14 protein-coding genes are annotated in these 18,698 nt (G+C 70.5%); 3 read left to right on the top strand and 11 right to left on the bottom strand.

Features of this window, described 5'->3' with window-relative positions; genetic code table 11:
• Positions 1-300: 300 nt before the first annotated feature.
• From R0146_RS03910 to R0146_RS03950, 9 genes are all read right to left on the bottom strand, one after another.
• Positions 301-1,014, bottom strand: coding sequence for an L-ribulose-5-phosphate 4-epimerase (locus R0146_RS03910; RefSeq protein ID WP_317691554.1), 714 nt, complete (start codon positions 1,012-1,014; stop codon positions 301-303).
• 326 nt (positions 1,015-1,340) lie between these two features.
• Positions 1,341-1,817 (bottom strand): ribose-5-phosphate isomerase, encoded by a 477-nt coding sequence (locus tag R0146_RS03915; protein ID WP_317691555.1) that lies wholly within the window; start codon positions 1,815-1,817, stop codon positions 1,341-1,343.
• Complete coding sequence (locus R0146_RS03920) at positions 1,814-3,559, bottom strand: dihydroxyacetone kinase family protein (protein WP_317691556.1); 1,746 nt, start codon at positions 3,557-3,559, stop codon at positions 1,814-1,816. The genes R0146_RS03915 and R0146_RS03920 overlap by 4 nt, the downstream gene beginning before the upstream one ends.
• A gap of 100 nt (positions 3,560-3,659) precedes the next feature.
• Positions 3,660-4,781 (bottom strand): ABC transporter ATP-binding protein, encoded by a 1,122-nt coding sequence (locus R0146_RS03925; protein ID WP_317691557.1) that lies wholly within the window; start codon positions 4,779-4,781, stop codon positions 3,660-3,662.
• Positions 4,778-5,938 (bottom strand): ABC transporter ATP-binding protein, encoded by a 1,161-nt coding sequence (locus tag R0146_RS03930; protein WP_317691558.1) that lies wholly within the window; start codon positions 5,936-5,938, stop codon positions 4,778-4,780. Before R0146_RS03930 ends, R0146_RS03925 begins: the two co-directional genes overlap by 4 nt.
• Positions 5,938-6,801: a carbohydrate ABC transporter permease gene (locus tag R0146_RS03935; RefSeq protein ID WP_317691559.1), complete on the bottom strand. Its 864-nt coding sequence runs from the start codon at positions 6,799-6,801 to the stop codon at positions 5,938-5,940. The genes R0146_RS03930 and R0146_RS03935 overlap by 1 nt, the downstream gene beginning before the upstream one ends.
• 1 nt (position 6,802) lies before the next feature.
• Positions 6,803-7,750 carry a carbohydrate ABC transporter permease gene (locus R0146_RS03940; protein WP_317691560.1) on the bottom strand — a complete coding sequence of 316 codons (948 nt, stop codon included), beginning with the start codon at positions 7,748-7,750 and terminating at the stop codon, positions 6,803-6,805.
• A 46-nt stretch (positions 7,751-7,796) separates the two neighbouring features.
• Positions 7,797-9,200 carry an extracellular solute-binding protein gene (locus tag R0146_RS03945; protein WP_317691561.1) on the bottom strand — a complete coding sequence of 468 codons (1,404 nt, stop codon included), beginning with the start codon at positions 9,198-9,200 and terminating at the stop codon, positions 7,797-7,799.
• 40 nt (positions 9,201-9,240) lie between these two features.
• Positions 9,241-10,326: a zinc-binding dehydrogenase gene (locus R0146_RS03950; protein WP_317691562.1), complete on the bottom strand. Its 1,086-nt coding sequence runs from the start codon at positions 10,324-10,326 to the stop codon at positions 9,241-9,243.
• 183 nt (positions 10,327-10,509) lie between these two features.
• Between R0146_RS03950 and R0146_RS03955 the strand changes: the two genes are divergently transcribed.
• Positions 10,510-11,499, top strand: a complete 990-nt coding sequence (locus tag R0146_RS03955) for a sugar-binding transcriptional regulator (protein ID WP_317691563.1) — start codon at positions 10,510-10,512, stop codon at positions 11,497-11,499.
• A 364-nt stretch (positions 11,500-11,863) separates the two neighbouring features.
• On the opposite strand, the gene R0146_RS03960 is transcribed toward R0146_RS03955, so the two are convergent.
• Both R0146_RS03960 and R0146_RS03965 read right to left on the bottom strand, forming a co-directional pair.
• The gene (locus R0146_RS03960; protein WP_317691564.1) at positions 11,864-12,928 is read right to left on the bottom strand and encodes a phosphoribosylanthranilate isomerase; all 1,065 of its coding nucleotides are present in this window, start codon (positions 12,926-12,928) and stop codon (positions 11,864-11,866) included.
• A gap of 47 nt (positions 12,929-12,975) precedes the next feature.
• Positions 12,976-15,759: a PEP/pyruvate-binding domain-containing protein gene (locus R0146_RS03965; RefSeq protein ID WP_317691565.1), complete on the bottom strand. Its 2,784-nt coding sequence runs from the start codon at positions 15,757-15,759 to the stop codon at positions 12,976-12,978.
• A gap of 275 nt (positions 15,760-16,034) precedes the next feature.
• Between R0146_RS03965 and R0146_RS03970 the strand changes: the two genes are divergently transcribed.
• Positions 16,035-16,250 carry a heavy-metal-associated domain-containing protein gene (locus R0146_RS03970; protein ID WP_317691566.1) on the top strand — a complete coding sequence of 72 codons (216 nt, stop codon included), beginning with the start codon at positions 16,035-16,037 and terminating at the stop codon, positions 16,248-16,250.
• 132 nt (positions 16,251-16,382) lie between these two features.
• Entirely contained in the window at positions 16,383-18,695 is a 2,313-nt protein-coding gene (locus R0146_RS03975; RefSeq protein WP_317692327.1) for a heavy metal translocating P-type ATPase, read from the top strand.
• The last annotated feature ends 3 nt before the right edge of the window (positions 18,696-18,698 follow it).

Here is an 18,698-nt window from a genome sequence, read left to right on the forward strand (position 1 = left end):
GCTGCCCCTTGATGGATCAGTTATCTGTCGGGTGACAGATACCCTGGATCCATGGTCACGACCGCCGTCGCGACGCGGGTTTCGCCTCGGTGACGACTCTGTTACCGGTGCACCGGTCGGGTCACGATCGTGTTTCCCGGCCCGGCCGGGGACGGCGGCGGGAGGGCCGTACGGCGCCCCCGGGCACGGGGAGGGGCGAGGTCCACCGGGGGCACCGTACGACGTCTCCACCTCACCGCGGTCCGGCGACCCCCTGGGGCGCGCCGTCCGGGGCGGGGATGTTCCTGCCGCCTGCTCGGCTCACGATTCCTCCGCGTGCTGCCCGTAGACGTTCTGGTAGCGGTGCCAGAGCTTGTCGATCATCTCCTGCGGCAGCGGCGCGACCGGTCCCCGCTGCTGCGCGATGCTGACCGTACGGGCCACCTCCTCGCACATCACTGCGGCCTTGACCGCGTCGCGGCCGTCGGAGCCGATGGTGAACGGCCCGTGCTGGGCCATCAACACGGCCCGGGAGCGGTGACCGGTGAGGGTCTCGACGATGCCCTGGCCGATCGAGTCGTCCCCGATGATCGCCAGCGGCCCGATCGGGATCGGCCCGCCGAACTCGTCGGCCACCATGGTCAGGATGCAGGGGATCTCCTGGCCGCGAGCGGCGTACGCGGTGGCGTACGCCGAATGGGTGTGCACCACGCCGCCCACCTCGGGCATGTGGCGATAGACGTACGCGTGGGCGGCGGTGTCGGAGGACGGCCGCAGCCAGGCCGGCGTGCCGTCGTCGATCTTGGCACCGTCGAGGGTGCAGACGACCATCTGTTCGGGGCGCAGGTCGTCGTACGACACCCCGGACGGCTTGATCACGAACAGGTCGGCGCCGGGGACGCGTTCCGAGACGTTGCCCGCGGTCCAGACGACCAGGCCCCAGCGGGGCAGTTGGGCGTGCAGGGCGGCCACCCGCTCACGGGTCTCCGCCACGGCGCGGCGGATGTCGTCGGGCAGGGATTCGAGTTGGGTCATGGGCGTGGTTTCCCTCTGTCGTAGGTGATGCCGGTAGGTGCGGCGGTGGTCGCCGGGCCCTCCGGGGGCCGGCCCTGGGCCCGGGCAGTGGGCGAACGTCGGGCCGGCACCCCGGATCGCGGGTGCCGGCCCGGTCCTGGGCCCGGTTGGGGGGAGCGGGCTCAGGGTCCCGTCCGGCCCGGTGAGGGGCCGGCGGTCGAGGATGCCGTCCGGCCCGGTGAGGGGCCGGCGGTCGAGGATGCCGTCCGGCCCGGTGAGGGGCCGGCGGTCGAGGATGCCGTCCGGCCCGGTGAGGGGCCGGCGGTCAGCGGACGGTCAGTCGGCGATCAGCAGTCGTACTCGTTGATCGCGGCGACCTTGGCGGCGGAGTGGGAGGCCTCGTCGAAGGTGTAGCCGAGCCACTCCCGGGCGAGCCGGCGGGCGAGCTCGATCCCGACCACCCGCTGGCCCATGCACAACACCTGCGCGTTGTTGCTCAGCACCGACCGCTCCACCGAGAACGAGTCGTGGGCGGTGACCGCCCGCACCCCGTGGACCTTGTTGGCGCTGATCGCCATGCCCAGTCCGGTGCCGCAGATCAGCAGTGCCCGGTCCGCGTCGCCGTCGGCGACCTTGCGGGCGGCGTTCACCGCGATGTGCGGGTAGTCGGTGTGCCCGTCGGCGTCGACGCCGACGTCGATCACCTCGGCGACCCGCTCGTCGGCCTCCAGATCGGCCTTGATGCGTTCCTTGTAGTCGAAGCCGGCGTCATCGGCGCCGACCACCACGCGATACTTCTGGGTGATTCCGGACTTCTCGGTCATTCCTGTTCTCCACTTCCTTGCGGGTTCCGATCGGCCAGTACGGTGCCGACCTCCACGGCGCACATCGCCAGGGACGTCGCGCCGGCGTCCGGGGTGCCGACGCTGCGCTCGGCCAGCGGGCGGGCCCGGCCGACCTTCGGCGACAGCGAGGCGGTGTCCGCGGCGGCCCGCACGGCGACCTGTGCCGCCACGGCCCAGGCGTCGCTCAGTGCCTGCCCGGCCGTCACCTCCGCGTCGAGCCGGTCGACGAACGGCACCAGGGCGTCGAGCATCGTCTTGTCCCCGACGTGCGCCTTGCCGAGGGTCAGCATCGAGTCGAGGAACGCCCGTGTCCCGGCCACCGCGTCGGCGGCGCCGTACTGCTCGGCATCGTCCCCGAGGGTGTCCCCGAAGGCCTGCAGCGCCCTTCCCCACAGTACTCCGGAGGTGCCGCCGGCCTTGCCGGCCCAGGCCTCCCCGGCCGCGTCGAGGACGGACCGTACGCCGCCGCCCGCCGCGGCGGCCGCGCGTGCGGCCTCCAGGGCGAAGTGGACCCCGCGGACCATCCCGCGGCCGTGGTCACCGTCGCCGGCGACCGCGTCGATCCGGGCCAGTTCTTCCTCCTCGGCCCGCATCCGGGCGTCGATCGCGGTCAGCGCGTCGACGGCCACGCCGGCGGCCGTCCGGGAGGCCTCGCTGCCCTGGCGTACGTCCCCGTGGGCGGCGGCGAGCCCGGACAGGTCGCGGGTCGGCGCGTCGCGCCGGTCCACTGCGCCCTTCCGGTAGGCGGGGGTGTCGGCCGGGGCGACCCAGTACGGCTCGAGTTCGTCGTCGAGGTAGACCAGTGTGAGCGAGATGCCGGCCATGTCGAGGCTGGTGACGAGTTCGCCGACCTCGGGGTCGACCACGGTGTAGCCGCGCTGCGCCAGCTCGGCCGCGACCGTCTTCCAGACCACGAAGAGCTCTTCGTACTTCGTGGCGCCGAGCCCGTTGAGGATCACCCCGACGCGCTGGGTCGAGTCGGCCGGCTCCTCCGCCAGCACCCGCTCGAGCAGCAGCAGGCCGAGATCCCGCGCGGAGAGCAGGTCGGTCTCGGCGATCCCGGGCTCCCCGTGGATGCCGAGGCCGACGCCCATCCGTCCGGCCGGCACGTGGAACAGTTTGTCGGTGGCGCCCGGCATGGTGCAGCCGTCCAGCCCGACACCCATCGTCCGGGTGCGGTCGTTGGCCTTGGCCGCGAGGCGCTCCACCTCGGCCAGGTCGGCGCCCCGGTCGGCCGCGACGCCGGCGACCTTGAAGACCACGAAGTCACCGGCGATGCCACGACGCTTGCGGATCTCCTCCACCGGTGCGCTGGCCACGTCGTCGGTCACGTAGAGGTTGCGGGTCGGGATGCCTTCGGCGATCAACTGCTGCTGGGCGAGGTCGAAGTTCATCACGTCACCGGCGTAGTTGCCGGTGATGAAGAGCAGGCCGCCGCCGTTCTGCGCGGCCCGGCCGACGTTGCAGGCGTCCTCGGTCGACGGGGAGGTGAAGATGTTGCCGACGACGGCACCGTCGGCGAATCCGTCGCCGACCACGCCGCAGAAGGCGGGGTAGTGGCCCGAGCCGCCACCGACGACGACCGCCACCTTGCCCTCCGGGGTCGCCGCCCGGCGGACGACACCGCCGGGGACGGGCAGCACGTAGCGGGAGAAGGCGTCGCAGAAACCGACCAGCGCGTCCTCCATGAAAGTGTCGGGGTCATTGAACAGATGAGTCATGGCGCGTCCTTTCGTCGCTGCTCATCGCGAGCGTTCCGGCCCCGGTGGCCATCGGCCCGGCGATCGGCCGGGCACCGGTGACCACCGGGCCGTGGGAGGGTCAGCGGATGCGGTCGCCGCTGTCCTTGTCGAACAGGTAGATGCGATCCGGCGACGCGGTGAAGGTCACCGAGGCGCCGGGGCTGAGCTGCAGGTCGGCCGGGGTCTGGACGACCAGCGGCTTCTCCGGCACCCCCGGATGGTTGACCAGCGCGATGCCGTGTTCCAGCAGGTCCTCGTAGACGAAGACGGATCCGGTCAGCCCCCTGGTCACGCCCTTGCCGTGGCAGTCCTGCGGGCGCAGGCCGACCATCACCTGGGCGCCGTCGGTGGCGGTGCGGGCGGCGACTTCGAGGACGTCGGTGCCGACCCGGATCAGGGTCCGCTCGCCGTCCTTGACCACCGTCGCCGGGAAGAGGTTGATGCTCGGTTCACCGACGAAGTCCGCGACGAAGATGTTCGCCGGATCGTCGAAGATCTCGTCCGGGGTGCCGTACTGCTGGATGATGCCGTTGTTCATCACGGCCATCCGGTCCGACAGCGTCATCGCCTCCAACTGGTCGTGGGTGACGACGATGGTGGTGTAGCCGAACTGTCGCTGCAGCAGCTTCAGCTCGCGCCGCACCCGCTGGCGCGCCGCGGCATCCAGGTGGCCCAGCGGCTCGTCGAGCAGCAGCACCGGGGGCTTGCGGATCAGCGCCCGGGCCAGCGCCACGCGCTGCTTCTGGCCGCTGGACAGCGAGGCCGGCCGCAGGGGAAGCATGTCGCGCATCTCCAGGCGGTCCGCCAGCTCGTCGACGACCTTGTCCGGGTCGGCCACCCGCTTGCCGGCCTTCAGCCCGTACGACAGGTTCTCCCGTACGTTCAGCGGGGGGTAGAGGGCGTAGCTCTCGAAGCCCACGCCGACGTTCCGCTTGCTCGGCGGCAGGTCGTTGACCCGGGTCTCGCCGATGAACACGTCGCCGGAGGTGATGGTCTCCAGCCCCGCGACCATCCGCAGGGTGGTCGTCTTGCCGCAGCCCGACGGGCCGAGCAGGGTGATCAGCTCACCGGGCTCGATGTCGAGGTTCATGCTCTTGACGGCCTCGACGCCCTTCTTGCCGGTGCGGTAGACCTTGCGGACGTTGCGGATCCGCAGCGGCAGTGCGTCGCCGCCGCGCAGTTCCTCGACCTTGACACTCATTGGCCCAGCTCCTCTTCGAGTTCCTCCGGCAGCGGGGCCGCACCGCGTCCGACGGCGGACCCCAGCCGTGCCGTGTGCTCGCCCGGCTCTCCGCCGTCGAACAGGTGGACGTTGGGCAGGTGGATGTCCAGTTCGATCTCCTGGCCCTCCACGTGCGACGCGTCCGCCCGATCGATGACGATCAGGTGGCCGTCGCCCACCTCGATGTCGAGTTCGACGTCGCGGCCGAGGCGCTGCGCCAGCCGGATCCGGCCGATCACCCGCAGCCAGCCGCCGTCGTGCACCTCCCGGTGCACGATCAGTTCGCTGGGCCGCATGCCGACGCGGACCTCCTTGCCTTCGGCCAGTTCGAGGTCGGCAGGTGCCGGGAACTCCAGGGCACCGCCCAGGGCCCGGACCTTCCCGCCGCGGACGACACCGTCGACCAGGTTGATCTCCGGCTGTCCGACGGCCCGCGCGACGAACGTGTCGAGGGGCGAACGCCAGATCTCGGCGGGGGTGCCGATCTGGACGAACTCGCCCTTGCGCAGCACGGCGATGCGGTCGGCCAGCGCCAACGCCTCCTGGTAGTCGTGGGTGACGTACAGGGTGGTGGTGTTGGACCGCGACGCGATCGACTTCAGCTCGGCGCGCATCGAGGCGCGGAGCTTGGCGTCCAGGTGGGACAACGGCTCGTCCAGCAGGTAGATGTCGGCGGGCCGGACCAGCACCCGCCCGAGGGCGGTGCGCTGGCGCTGGCCGTTGGACAGTTCCTTCGGCAGCCGGTCGAGCAGGTGGTCGATGCCCAGCGTCTTGGTGACGTCGGCGATCCGCTGGTTCCGCTCGGCCTCGTCGTAGTGTCGATGGCGGCCCGACTTCAGCGGCGAGGCGAGGTTGTCCTTCACCGTCTTCTGCGGGTAGAGCGCGTAGCTCTCGAACGCCATGGCGACGTTGCGGTGGTAGGGCTCGACCTGGGTCATGTCGACCCCGGCGATCTCCACGCTGCCCTCGTCGATCTCGACCAGGCCGGCGATCGCCTTCAGGGTGGTCGTCTTGCCGGCGCCGGACGGGCCGAGGATCACGAAGAACTCACCGTCACGTACGTCGATTCCCAGGTGGTCGATCGCCGTGGTCTCGCCGTACTTCTTGGTCAGGTTGCGGACCTTGAGGGTGCCCATCAGCCCTTCACCGCCCCGAAGCTCAGGCCCTGGACGAGGTAGCGCTGGATCGTCAGGGCGAGGATGAGTGGTGGCAGCGCGCCCACCACACCGGCCGCAGCCGTCAGGTTGTAGTACGCCTGGCCGCCGCCACCGAGGAACTTGGTGATGGCCACCGTGACCGAGCCGGAGTTGGTCAGGATCAGCGGGAACATGTAGTTGTTCCAGGCGAAGATGAACGCCAGCAGGGCCGAGGCGGCGATGCCGGGACGGACCAGCGGCAGCGCCACCATGGTGAACGCCCGCTTGCGCGAGTAGCCGTCCAGCAGCGCGGCCTGCTCCAGGTCCTCGGGGAGATCCTCGAAGTACGACCGGAGGATCCACACCACCAGCGGCATCGTCACCAGCTGCAGCACCCAGATCATGCCGACCGTGGTGTCGAACAGTCCGAGGCCGTTGTAGATGACGAACAGCGGGACGATGACCATCAGCTCGGGGGCGAAGCGGAAGCTCAGCAGGTTGAACATCAGGCTGTCCGACCCGCGGAACTTCCACCGACCGGCAGCGTACGCGGCCGGGATGCCGACCACCAGTGACACCAGGACGGCGCCGACGCAGTTGATCGTGCTGGAGATCAGGGCGGCCTTGAAGTCGACGCTGGTCAGCAGCGTGCCGCGCTCCGAGAGGACCGTGACGAAGTTCTCCAGGGTCGGGGAGAACTTGAAGTAGGTGGTGGTCTGCTCGGCCGGCGTCTTCAGGGCGAGCATCACCATCCAGACGATGGGGAACAGGCTGAAGACGAACCACGCCAGGATGGCGACGTCGCCGAGGATCGCCGGGGCGGTGAACCGCTTCTGTCCCGGCATCATCTCCTTGCGAGCCATCTCACGCCTCCGATCCGGCAGCGCGGGCCTGGGCCCGGCCCAGCAGCTTCACCAGCTGCTGAGCGGTGAGGTACACGATGATCCAGAGGATGAACATGTACGTGGCGCCGCCCGAGTAGTTGAAGTTGATGATCGAGTTGATGTACGCGTTCACCTGCAGGGTGCTGGTCGCGTGACCGGGACCGCCCTGGGTCAGCACGTAGACGATGTCGAACACCTTCAGGCAGTCCATGAACCGGAAGATGACGGCGACCAGGATGTACGGCCACATCATCGGCAGCATCAGCCGACGGAACATGTAGAACCAGCCGGCGCCGTCGACCGCGGACGCCTCGAACGGCTCCTTCGGCAGGGACCGTACGCCGGCGAGGACGAGGATCGCGACGAACGGCGTGTAGATCCAGGCGTCGACCATGATGATCGACCACAGCGCCCGTCCCTCGCTGAGGAAGTCGAACGTCGAGCCCAGGTGGAAGATGTGGTTCAGGATGCCGAACTGCGGGTTGAACATCAGCTTCCAGATCACACCGGCGATCACCGGGGCGATCATCAGCGGCAGGATGAGGACCTTCTCGAAGATCTTCCCGATCAGGCTGGAGCGGTTGAGCAGCAGCGCGATGATCACGCCGAGGACGGTCTCCAGCACCGTCGCCACGATCGCGAAGACGAGGGTGGTGCGGACCGAGCCCCAGAAGAGCGGCTCGGTGAAGACCTGGAGGTAGTTGGACAGGCCGATGAAGTGGACGTTCCCCTCGGTCGCCCGGTAGTTGAGGAACGTGTAACCGACGCCCTGGACGAACGGATACAGGATGCCGATCAGGATGACGGTGGCGGGGATCGAGAGGATGTAGGGGCGCCACTTGCGTCTGGCAGGCGACACGGTCGGGGCCTGGCGGCCACCGACCGTGTCGTCCGCACTGCGCATCGCCCCGTGCTGGCGAGTGCTCATGTGCAACGAAGGACCTTCCGATGCGGATAACGGCTGACGGCCGAGGTCAGCTGTTCACCTTGTTCGTGTTGGAGGTGGCGAGGGCGTCGAGGGTCGTCTTGGCGTCGGCGCCGCCGTAGATGCTCTGCACCGCCACGGCCCAGTCCTCGGTGGTCTCGAGGAAGCGGGTCTGCGGGGTGAAGAGCACCTTCGCCTCCGGCACCTGGGCCTCGAACGCCTCGAGGTAGCCCGGGAAACCGCCCAGCGTCTGCTTGAAGGTCCCGTTGAACACCGACTGGCGCACCGGGTCGGCGAACGCACCCGACTGCACGGCCTTGTTCATGGCGTCCTTGCCGGCCGCCCACTGCATGAACAGCCACGCCGCGAGCTTGTTCTTCGACTTGGAGTTCATGCCCCAGCACCAGGTCCACAGGTTGGTGGCCATGCTGCCGCCCGGGCCGGCGGGGCCCGGGTGCCAGGCGATCTGACCGGCCATCTTCGAGGCACCCTTGACGTTCTTGGGGTACGTCGCCGAGTCGGCGTCGTACACCATCATCGCCTTGCCGTCACCGAGGTCACCGGTGCAGTTCGGGTACTCGTACGTGGTCCAGGAGGTCGGGCCCGCCTTCTTGGCGAGGTCCGCCCACTTCTTGGTGAAGTCGACCGCGACCTGGGAGTTCATCGCCGCGGTGAGCTTGCCGTCCTTGACCTCGTAGTCCTTGCCGCCCTCGCGGGCCAGCTGGGTCATGAAGCCGGGGTGGATCGTGGCCCACGACTTGGAGCCGCGGAACGCGATGCCGTACCGGTCGTTCCCACGGTCGGTGAGGTCGATCGCCAACTGGATGAGGTTGTCGAAGGTCTCCGCGGGCTTGATGCCCTTCTGGTCGAAGACCGTCTTGTTGTACGCGATGTTGTTGAGCTCGAAGCCCCACGGCAGGGCGTACGTGCCGCCGGTGCCGGCCGCGTCGCCGAGCTTGAAGTCCCACTTCATCGACGTACGCAGACCTTCGAAGAAGTCCGGGTAGTCGAACTCGGCGCCCGTGGCCGCCGTGTTGTTGATCCACGGGTCCAGGTCCTCCAGCCAGCCGGGCGGGCCGTACTGCCACACCCAGTAGGCGCCCATCATGAAGGCGTCGTGGGTGGCGCTGCCGCCGGCCAGCTCGGTGTTCAGCTTGGTGTAGTAGTCCGCCTCGGGGACCAGATCGGCGACGACCTCGATCCCGGTCAGGTCGGTGAACTCCTTGAACAGCGGCTGGTAGGTCTGCTGGTAGACGTGCGGGGTCTGCAGGACCTTGAGCGTGGTGCCCTTGGCCTTCTTCCAGTCGAACGACCCGGTGACGGCGTTGGAGCCGTTGTTGGTCGAGCTCTGGCCGGGGCCGACGCAGGCGGCCAGGAGGGGGGCTGTGGCGGCCAGGCCGAGTCCCTGCAGGAGGCGGCGACGGCTCATCGGCTCGGTGAACGGTGAATTCATGGTGTTGTCCTCGACTTCGTTGTCAGAACCGGGGGGCGTTTCAGGGGATCAGGCTGACCTTGATGGACTCGGCACCGGACGCGACCATGTCCAGGCCCTTCTGGAAGTCCTCGAGCGGGAGCTGGTGGGTGCAGATGTCGTCCATCGGGAGCTTGCCGGTCTCGATCAGCTTGATCGCGGTCGGCCAGCAGTTCGGGCCCAGGTGGGCACCGAGCACGTCGAGTTCCTTGTCGTCGGAGATGATCGACCAGTCGACCGACACGTTCTCCTTGAACACGGAGTACTCGACGTAACGGCCGAGCTTGCGCAGCAGGTTCAGACCCTGCGGGACCGCCGACGGGTGGCCGGTGCCCTCCAGGTAGACGTCGGCGCCGTAACCGCCGGTGAGGTCCTTGATGATCTGGACCGCGTCCTGCTCGGCGATGTTGATCGTCATGGTGGCGCCGGTCTTCTTGGCGATCTCCAGCTTGCGCGGGTCCATGTCGAGGGAGATGATCTGGGCCGGGTTCTTGGCCACCGCGCCGGCGATCATGCCGAGGCCGATCGGGCCGGCACCAGCGACCACCACGATGTCGCTGAACCGGAGCTGGGCGCGCTCCACCGCGTGCAGGGCGCAGGACAGCGGCTCGGCGAAGGCCGCGTGAGCCGGCGGGATGTCCTTGCTGATCTTGTGCACCAGGGAGTTGGTGCTGATCGTCATGTACTCTTCCATGCCGCCCGGGTTGCCCCGCTTGAAGCCGTACATGTTGTGCGGCTCACACATGTGGTAGTCACCGTGGTCGCAGTACAGGCAGTCCCAGCAGGGAACGATCTGCTCCACCACGACGCGATCGTCGAGCTCGACGCCCCAGTGCTTGGCGGCCTCCTCGTCGATCCCGATGATCCGTCCGGTGATCTCGTGTCCGGGCACGACCTCGGTCTCGGCCCAGGCGGGGCGGTTCTCGTCGCCCCAGAACTTCGCCGCGCCGGCCCAGTTCTTCAGGTCGCTCGCGCAGATGCCGACTGCTTCCACTTTGAGCAGCAGCTCACCCGGCCCTCTGGTGGGCACCGGGATGTGCTCCAACCGGTAGTCCCGCGGCCCGTGGTTGATGACTGCCGTCATCATCTCGGGAAGTGTGTTGTTCACCTTTGAACTCCGTCCCTCGCTGGGTAGACGCGCATCGTTGCTGCGTCGGTACCGACCCTAGGAAGTTGGCCGACATTTGTCCAGCACTTTTGTGCAACTATCGTGCTGAACATTCGTTCAGAGGTGTAGAGTGCGTGCATCAGCGCTCCGACAACGGAGTTCGCAGGACCAGGGGGACAGAGGATGAGCGAGGGAGCTCAGTCGACCCGCAGCGGCAGATCATCGATGTCGTCTCGCGGGCGTTTCGATCCGGCCATCCTGTATCAGGCTGCCCTGGCGTACTACGTGGACAACGCGACGCAGGCGGAGATCGCCGCGAACCTCGGCGTGAGCCGACCGACCGTGAGCCGACTGCTGAGCGAGGCCCGGGCCGCGGGCATCGTCACGATCGAGGTGCGTGAACCGACCGAGGAGCGCGACGCCGAGCTGGCCGAACGGCTGGCGGCGGCGCTCGGACTGCGGAAGGTCTACGTCACGCCGACGGTCGGCCGCCGCAACATCGGCTCCGTCCTCGCGCCCGGCGTCGGCCGAGCCATCGAGGACGCCGCCCTCGCGCCGGGCGACGGACTGCTGGTGTCCTCCGGCGTGACCGTGTACGAGGTCGTCAACTTTCCCCTGCCGCCCGCTCCCGGAGTGCTCGTCGCCCCCACCGTCGGCGGCCAACTGGAGACCGAGGGCCCGTACCAGACCAACGAGATCGCCCGGCGGCTGGCGATGAAACTGAACGGCCGGCCGGTGCTGCTCTACGCCCCGGCGATGCCGAGCATCGAGCTCCACCAGTCACTGCTGCGCGATCCGCACATCCAGGAGGTGCTCGGCCTGTGGAAGACGGCCAAGGCCGCACTGCTCGGCGTCGGAGCGCCGCCGCTGACCCGTACGATCATGCCCAGCACGTTCCAGGGGAACCCGCATTGGCTGCGGTCGGCGGTGGGTGACATCAACGCCCGACCGTACGACGCGCACGGCACACCGCTGGACCTGCGCACCAACGACCGGCTGATCGCGATGCGCCTGGAGGAGCTGCGGGAGGTGCCCCACGCGATCGCCGTCGCCGTCGGCCGCAACAAGATCGGCTCGATCATCGCGGCGGCCAAGGCGGGGTTCATCAACCACTTGGTGACCGACACCGACACCGCGACGGCATTGGAGGCGGCGGCCGGCACTGACCGCTGAGCGGCCGACATCGGGGCAACCGTCCACCTTCCGCGGCGCCGTCGCCCCCGACCCACCTTCCGCGTGGCGCCGTCGTCCCCAGCCACCCACCCCGCCGGACGCGTCACACCCGTTCGAATCCGCCGCCCCTTCTGCTGTCCGCGGCCCTCTCGATCATCTGCGGCCCTCTCGGTCATCTGCGGCCTGCCGACGCGCGGCGAATGACCGAAAGCGCGGCGTTTTGCGGGAGCCGCAGCGGATTCGCGATGGTGGTGTCCGTACGTTCGGCGGATGGGACCCTCCGGCGTCCGCTCACTCCGCCAGGCCGGGCCGGGCGCACTCCGTCAGGCCGGGCGGCCCCTGGCAGGCGCCGGCGCCCGCGGCGTCAACCGTCGCGCGGCGATCGCCCGTCGCCCACCGACGCCACCCCCTGCTGGCCGCGGACGGCGACCACCAAGGCGGCCACTTTCGCCGGGTCCTTGCGATGCCCGTCACCTTCGACACCGCTGATCAGGTCGACGCCGTACGGGCCGACCTCGTCGATCGCCGTCCGTACGGTCTCGGGGCGCAGGCCACCGGCGAGCACCACCGGCACCCCGATCGCGTCCCGGAGCCGCCGGGCCAGAAACAGCGCGGCCGGACGGGTCTGGTCCGGGCCGGTGCGCGACTCAGCCGGTGATCCCATGCCGAGATCGGACTCACCACCTGTGCCGGACCCAGCGTGACCCGGACCACCACCTCGACCCGAACCACCGCCCCGCAACGATGCGGCCGAGCGAGACGATCCGGCCGAGCGAGACGATCCGGCCGAGCGAGACGATCCGGCCGAGCGAGACGATCCGGCCGAGCGAGACGATCCGGCCGAGCGAGACGATCCGGCCGAGCGAGACGATCCGGCCGAGCGAGACGATCCGGCCGAGCGAGACGATCCGGCCGAGCGAGACGATCCGGCCGAGCGAGACGATCCGGCCGAGCGAGACCGATCATCCACCGGAGACGAACCGACCAGATCGACCATCAGCAGGTCGATGCCCGTTCCCACCACCAGCCGGGCCGCCACCAGAGGGTCGGCCCCGTGGACATGGTGACCCACCGGCGTCCCGTCGTCGCGGCGGAGACGCAGGGTCTTCATCACCCGTACGTCATGGGCGTGCAGCAGATCGACCAGGCGCTGGGTGACCCCGAGCGGCTCGTCCGCATGCAACTGGACGATGTCGGGGCGCAGACGACGGGTGATCTCGAGGATCCGGTCCGGATCCTCACCGACGACCGCCACCCGCTGGACAGTCCGCGGGGTGCCGAGGAGCAGCTCTTCGGCCTCGTCGAGGGTGAGGTTCCACGGCACCCGGCGCGGGAAGCCCACGACGAAGCCCAGGGCGTCCACCCCGAGCCCGGCGCACAACGCGACATCGTCAGGATGTCGCAGACCGCCGACCCCGATCCACGTCATCCGCCGATCCCCGTCATCCGCCGATCCCCGTCATCCGCCGATCCACGTCATGACAGCACCTCGATCACGCCGGTCGACCCGTCCAGCCGGATCAGTTGTCCGGTGGTCAGCCGGGTGGTCGCCCGGTCCACGCCGACCACCGCGGGGATGCCATACTCCCGCGCCACCACCGATCCGTGGGTCATCATGCCGCCGACCTCGGTGACCAGACCGGCCGCCGGCAGGAAGAGCGGGGTCCAGGCCGGATCGGTGCCGGGACAGACCAGGATCTCGCCGGGCTCGAGGTGGGCGGTCGCCGGATCGAACACCACCCGCACCCGTCCCTCGACCACACCGGGCGACACCGGGCTGCCGATGATGCCCTCGACGCCCTCCCCGAGCCCCTCGTACCAGGCCCGGCCGTCGCCGCCGAGCAGCCGCGGCACCTGGCGCCGGCGCCCTTCCCGGTCGTACGCCTCGCGCCGTTCGGCGACCCGGGCACGCAGGTCCTCGTCGGGATGGATCCCGGCCCCGCGCAGTTCGTGGTGATAGAGGAACATCACGTCGTCGGCGCGGTCCAGGCGGCCCAGCGCGACCAGATCCTCCCCGGACGCGAGCAGGCCGGCCCGGATGTGCCCCATCACCTGGATCAGCCCGAACTTCGGCAGTTCGCGGGCACCGAGCAGGATCCGCAGCCGGGTCACCAGGAACCAGACGAGCCCCGCCGGCGGCCACGCTCCACGCTCGGCCAGCAGACCGATCAGCCGGCCGACCGCCTCGCGGCTGCTCCGCAGGCCGGCCTCGACCACGGCATCGGGCGCCAGCGCCTCGTCGATCCGTACGTAGCTGGACAGAGTGGCCAGCACCGGCACCGGGTCGTCGCGCCACCGCTCGGCGCCGAGGTCGATCTCGGCGACGCCGCGCATGCCGTACGTGGCAAGGAAGTCCCGCAGTGCCGCATCGGTCGCCGCCGGCAGGTCACCGCGCCGGAACAGGCCGGCCAGCTCCTCCGGGGCGAGGTCGAGGAAGAGCGTCCGGGACCGGGCGTCCGCCCGGATCACCACCGCGACGCGCCACAGCGCCAGGTCCATCGTGGTGGTGGGGTTGCCGGGCAGCGCCCGTTGGATCTCCATCACCAGCCGCGCCCCGTCGGCACCGGCCGGTGCGGCGAGGCGACGCAGCAGGGCCAGCATCGCCACGCCCGGCGCCATCATCGGCGCGAACCGCCGCAGCGCGTCGGCGAGGGCGTCGCGGAGGGCCAGGTCGGCGGCGTCGATCCGGGCGGCGAGGCGTACGTACGGGTCGGCCGGTCGGGACGCCTCCCGCTGAGCGGCGGCGGCCGCGGCCACCAGGTCCTCGATCACCCGGTCGAAGCGGCGACGTCGTACGCTCGGCGCGAGCAGCGTCAGCGGCAGGCCCCGCAGCACGTACCCGCCGAAGCGTCGCGCCGGGGCGAGCGAGGACAGCCGAGGACGCCGGCCGAGCGTACGCCCCTGAGGACCGACCTGCCACCGGGGGTCGTCGCGGAGACGACGGATGATCGCCGCGGTGCCCGGCTCGCCGATGCCGAGCATGACCGGCGCGACCCGGGCGCCGAGCGGGTCACGGAGGAGCTTGTCCATCCGGGCCCACAAGCGTTCGCCGGCCACGACGGCGAAGCCCTGCCGCGCCGGGTCGGCAGGCTGTCCGCCGAAGACGGCCGCCGCCCCCGACGCCAGCCGGATCAGCGACTCCCGGCCGCACGGGGTGATCGGCCGCAGCATGCCCTGGAAGGCGCCGATCGAGAACCACAGGCCGTCGGGGTCGCGGACCGGCGGCAGTGGGTAGAGCGAGGTGATGGCACGGGTCTGCAACGCGTGGAACCCGTCGGCGGTGAGCGCCCATTCGATGTCCTGCGGGGTGCCGTACGCGTCCTGGATCCGCCGGCCCAGGGCGACCAGTTCGGCGACCTGGTCGTCGGTCAGCACGTACGCATCGGCGACCGTGCCCTCCCCCGTCTCCTCTCCCGTCGTCCCCTCCCCCGTCGGCACCGTGGCCACCCCACCGCCGGCGACCGGCACCGTCGCCACTGACTTGGCGCCGAGGGTGCGGTCGAGCACGCGGCCGTCGGCGTCGACGAGCCAGTGGTCCGGCTCGACCAGGCCGGAGACCAGCGCCTCGCCCAGCCCGGACACCGCGTCCACCACGGTGTGCGCCCGGATGCCGGTCAGCGGATCGGCGGTGAACATCACGCCGCTGACCAGGGCGGGGACCAGTTCCTGCACCACCACCGCCAGGCTCACGTCGTCGTGCGCGATGCCGTTGCGGATCCGGTAGCCGATGGCGCGGGCGGTCCACAGGCTCGACCAGCAGTCGACGACGGCGCGCAGCAGGCGGTCTGCGCCGAGCACGTTGAGGTAGGTCTCCTGCTGGCCTGCGAAGGACAGGTCCGGCAGGTCCTCGGCGGTGGCCGAGGAGCGGACGGCCAGCGGGACGGCCGAGGACGACGATCCGCCGACCTCCGCCGGCTCGGCCAGGACCCCGGCGGCCAGCACCCCGGCGGCCCGGGCCGCCGCCAGCACCGCGCGACGTACCTCCTCGTCGACCGCGCCGGCGACGAACGCCGCGCGGATCGTCGCGGACGCCTGCTCGAGACCGGCGGCGTCCGCAGGATCGAGCCCCTCGACCGCCCGGGCGATCACCGGCCCGAGTCCGTGCGCCGCCACGTGCGCCAGGTACGCGGCGGTGGTCACCACGAAGCCACGGGGCACCGGGAATCCCGCCCGAGTGAGCCGGATGAGGTTGAGCCCCTTGCCACCGACCGTCGCCAGCGTGGCGTCCGCGTCGTCGAGGGGCACTGTCAGAGCTGCCATGGGACGAGCATCCCACCGCCGCTCCGGAGCGTCAGACGGTGATCCCGTTCCACCGCCACCCTGCGAGTCGCTGCGCTGCAGGGGTCGTACGTCACAGATCCGTACGTCACAGATCCGTACGTCACGTCGCATCACCCCCCACCCCCGGGCATACCCCAAGGGGGTATAAAGTGACGTGCGTCGACGGGATACCCCTGTGGGGTACACGTCGAGGACGCTACCCCCTGGTAGCAGCCACCGATCGGCGGGCCGTACGGCCCCGGGAAGGACGCACCATGTCGACCACGACCGAGTACCAGGTGTCGGGCATGACCTGCCACCACTGCGAGATGTCCGTACGCGAGGAGGTCGGCGAGATCGCCGGCGTCGAGTCCATCGAGGTCAGCCACGCCACCGGCAGGCTCGTCGTCACCAGCGCCGCCCCGCTCGACCCCGCCGCCGTCGCCGCGGCCGTCGAGGAGGCCGGCTACCAGGTCGTCCCCGCGGCCTGACATCGGGCCTCCCGAGCCATCCGTCCGTCCGCCACCGCCAGGAGTGATTCCGTGTCCACGACCAAGATCGACCAGCGATCCGTCCCCACGGCCCTCGGCCAGCTCACCGACCTCGACCTCGAGATCAGTGGCATGACCTGTGCCTCCTGTGCCAACCGGATCGAGCGGAAGCTCAACAAACTGGACGGTGTCACGGCGTCGGTGAACTACGCCACCGAGAAGGCGCACGTCAGTGTCCCGGACGGGTACGACCCGCAACGGCTGCTGGACACCGTCGCCGAGGCGGGCTACTCCGCCGCCCTTCCCCGCGTCGCGCCGCCCCGACCGGCTGCCGACGGGCGGACCGACGCGGGCCCGGGTGGGGCAGCCGGCACCGACACCCCGGACCGCCAGGAACTCGAGCTCCGGGCCCTGCGCCAGCGGTTGATCGGCAGCGCCGTGCTGTCGGTGCCGGTGATCCTGATGGCGATGGTGCCGGCGCTGCAGGTCGACAACTGGCAGTGGCTGTCGCTGACCCTGGCCTCGCCGGTGATCGTCTGGGCGGCCTGGCCCTTCCACCGGGCGGCGTGGACCAACCTGCGCCACGGCGCCGCGACGATGGACACCCTGGTCTCGATGGGGACCGGCGCGGCGTACCTGTGGTCGCTCTACGCCCTGTTCTTCGGTGCGGCCGGGATGCCCGGGATGAAGCATCCGTTCGAGCTGACCGTCGGGTCGAGCGACGGGGCGGCCAACATCTACCTCGAGGTCGCCTCGGGCGTGGTGATGTTCATCCTGCTGGGACGCTACTTCGAGAAGCGGTCCAAGCGGCGTGCCGGGGCGGCGCTGCGGGCCCTGCTGGAGCTCGGCGCGAAGGACGTCGCCGTGCTCCGCGACGGCGTCGAGGCGCGGATCCCGGTCGAGGACCTGCGGGTCGGCGACGCGTTCGTCGTACGCCCCGGGGAGAAGATCGCCACCGACGGTGTCGTGGTGTCCGGCACCTCCGCGGTCGATGCCTCGATGCTCACCGGTGAATCGGTGCCGGTCGAGGTCGGACCGGACGACGCGGTCACCGGCGCGACCGTCAATGCCGGCGGGCGACTGGTGGTCCGCGCCACCCGGATCGGTGCCGACACCCAGCTCGCCCGGATGGCGAAGCTGGTCGAGGAGGCCCAGTCCGGCAAGGCCGAGATCCAGCGCCTGGCCGACCGGGTGTCGGGGGTCTTCGTGCCGATCGTCATCGCGGTGGCGCTGGTGACGCTGGTGACCTGGATCGTCCTGGGCCATCCGCTGACCGCCGCGTTCACGGCCGCGGTGGCGGTGCTGATCGTGGCCTGCCCGTGCGCCCTGGGCCTGGCCACCCCGACCGCCCTGCTCGTCGGGACCGGCCGCGGCGCCCAGCTCGGCATCCTGATCAAGGGACCCGAGGTGCTCGAGTCGACCCGCCGGGTCGACACCATCGTGCTGGACAAGACCGGCACGGTGACCACTGGCACGATGACACTGATGGAGACGTACGCCGCCGACGGTCTCGGTGCCGATGCCCCCGGGGCGGCCGACACGACCGATGCCACAGCGCCGGACCGCGCCACCGGCGGCGCTGCGACGGCCGAGCTGCTGCGCCTCGGCGGCGCAGTCGAAGCTGCCTCCGAGCACCCGATCGCCCGGGCGATCGCCCGCGGCGCCGAGGAGCGGGTCGGTACCCTGCCGGTGGTCGAGGACTTCGCCAACCTGGCGGGCCGGGGAGTCCGTGGCACGGTCGAGGGACGTACGGTCCTCGTCGGCCGCACCACCCTGCTGGCCGAGCACGGGATCACCCTGCCGCCCGAGCTGGAGCGGGTGAAGGCGAAGGCCGAGGCCGAGGGGCGTACGGCCGTGGTGGTCGCCTGGGACGGGGCCGCCCGGGGGATCCTCACCGCGGCGGACGCCGTCCGACCGACCAGCCCGGAGGCGATCACCCGGCTCCGGGCACTGGGACTCACCCCGGTGTTGCTGACCGGCGACAACCGGACGGTCGCCGAACGCGTCGCCGCCGAGGTCGGCATCGACCGGGTGATCGCCGAAGTGCTGCCGCAGGACAAGGTCCGGGTGGTCACGGAGCTGCAGGCCGAGGGCCGGGTGGTGGCGATGGTCGGCGACGGCGTGAACGACGCCCCGGCGCTGGCCGCCGCCGATCTGGGCCTGGCGATGGGCACCGGCACCGATGTCGCGATCGAGGCCGCCGACCTTACTCTCGTCCGCGGCGACCTGCGCGCCGCCGCGGACGCGATCCGGCTGTCGCGGCGTACGCTCGCGACGATCAAGGGCAACCTGTTCTGGGCCTTCGCCTACAACGTGTGCGCCATCCCGTTGGCCGCCCTCGGCCTGCTCAACCCGATGATCGCCGGGGCGGCGATGGCCTTCTCGAGCGTGTTCGTGGTGAGCAACAGCCTGCGGCTGCGCGGTTTCCGGTCGGCGATCCGCTGAGTG

Source organism: Raineyella sp. LH-20 (assembly GCF_033110965.1).
In the GTDB taxonomy this organism is placed as follows: Bacteria; Actinomycetota; Actinomycetes; order Propionibacteriales; family Propionibacteriaceae; genus Raineyella.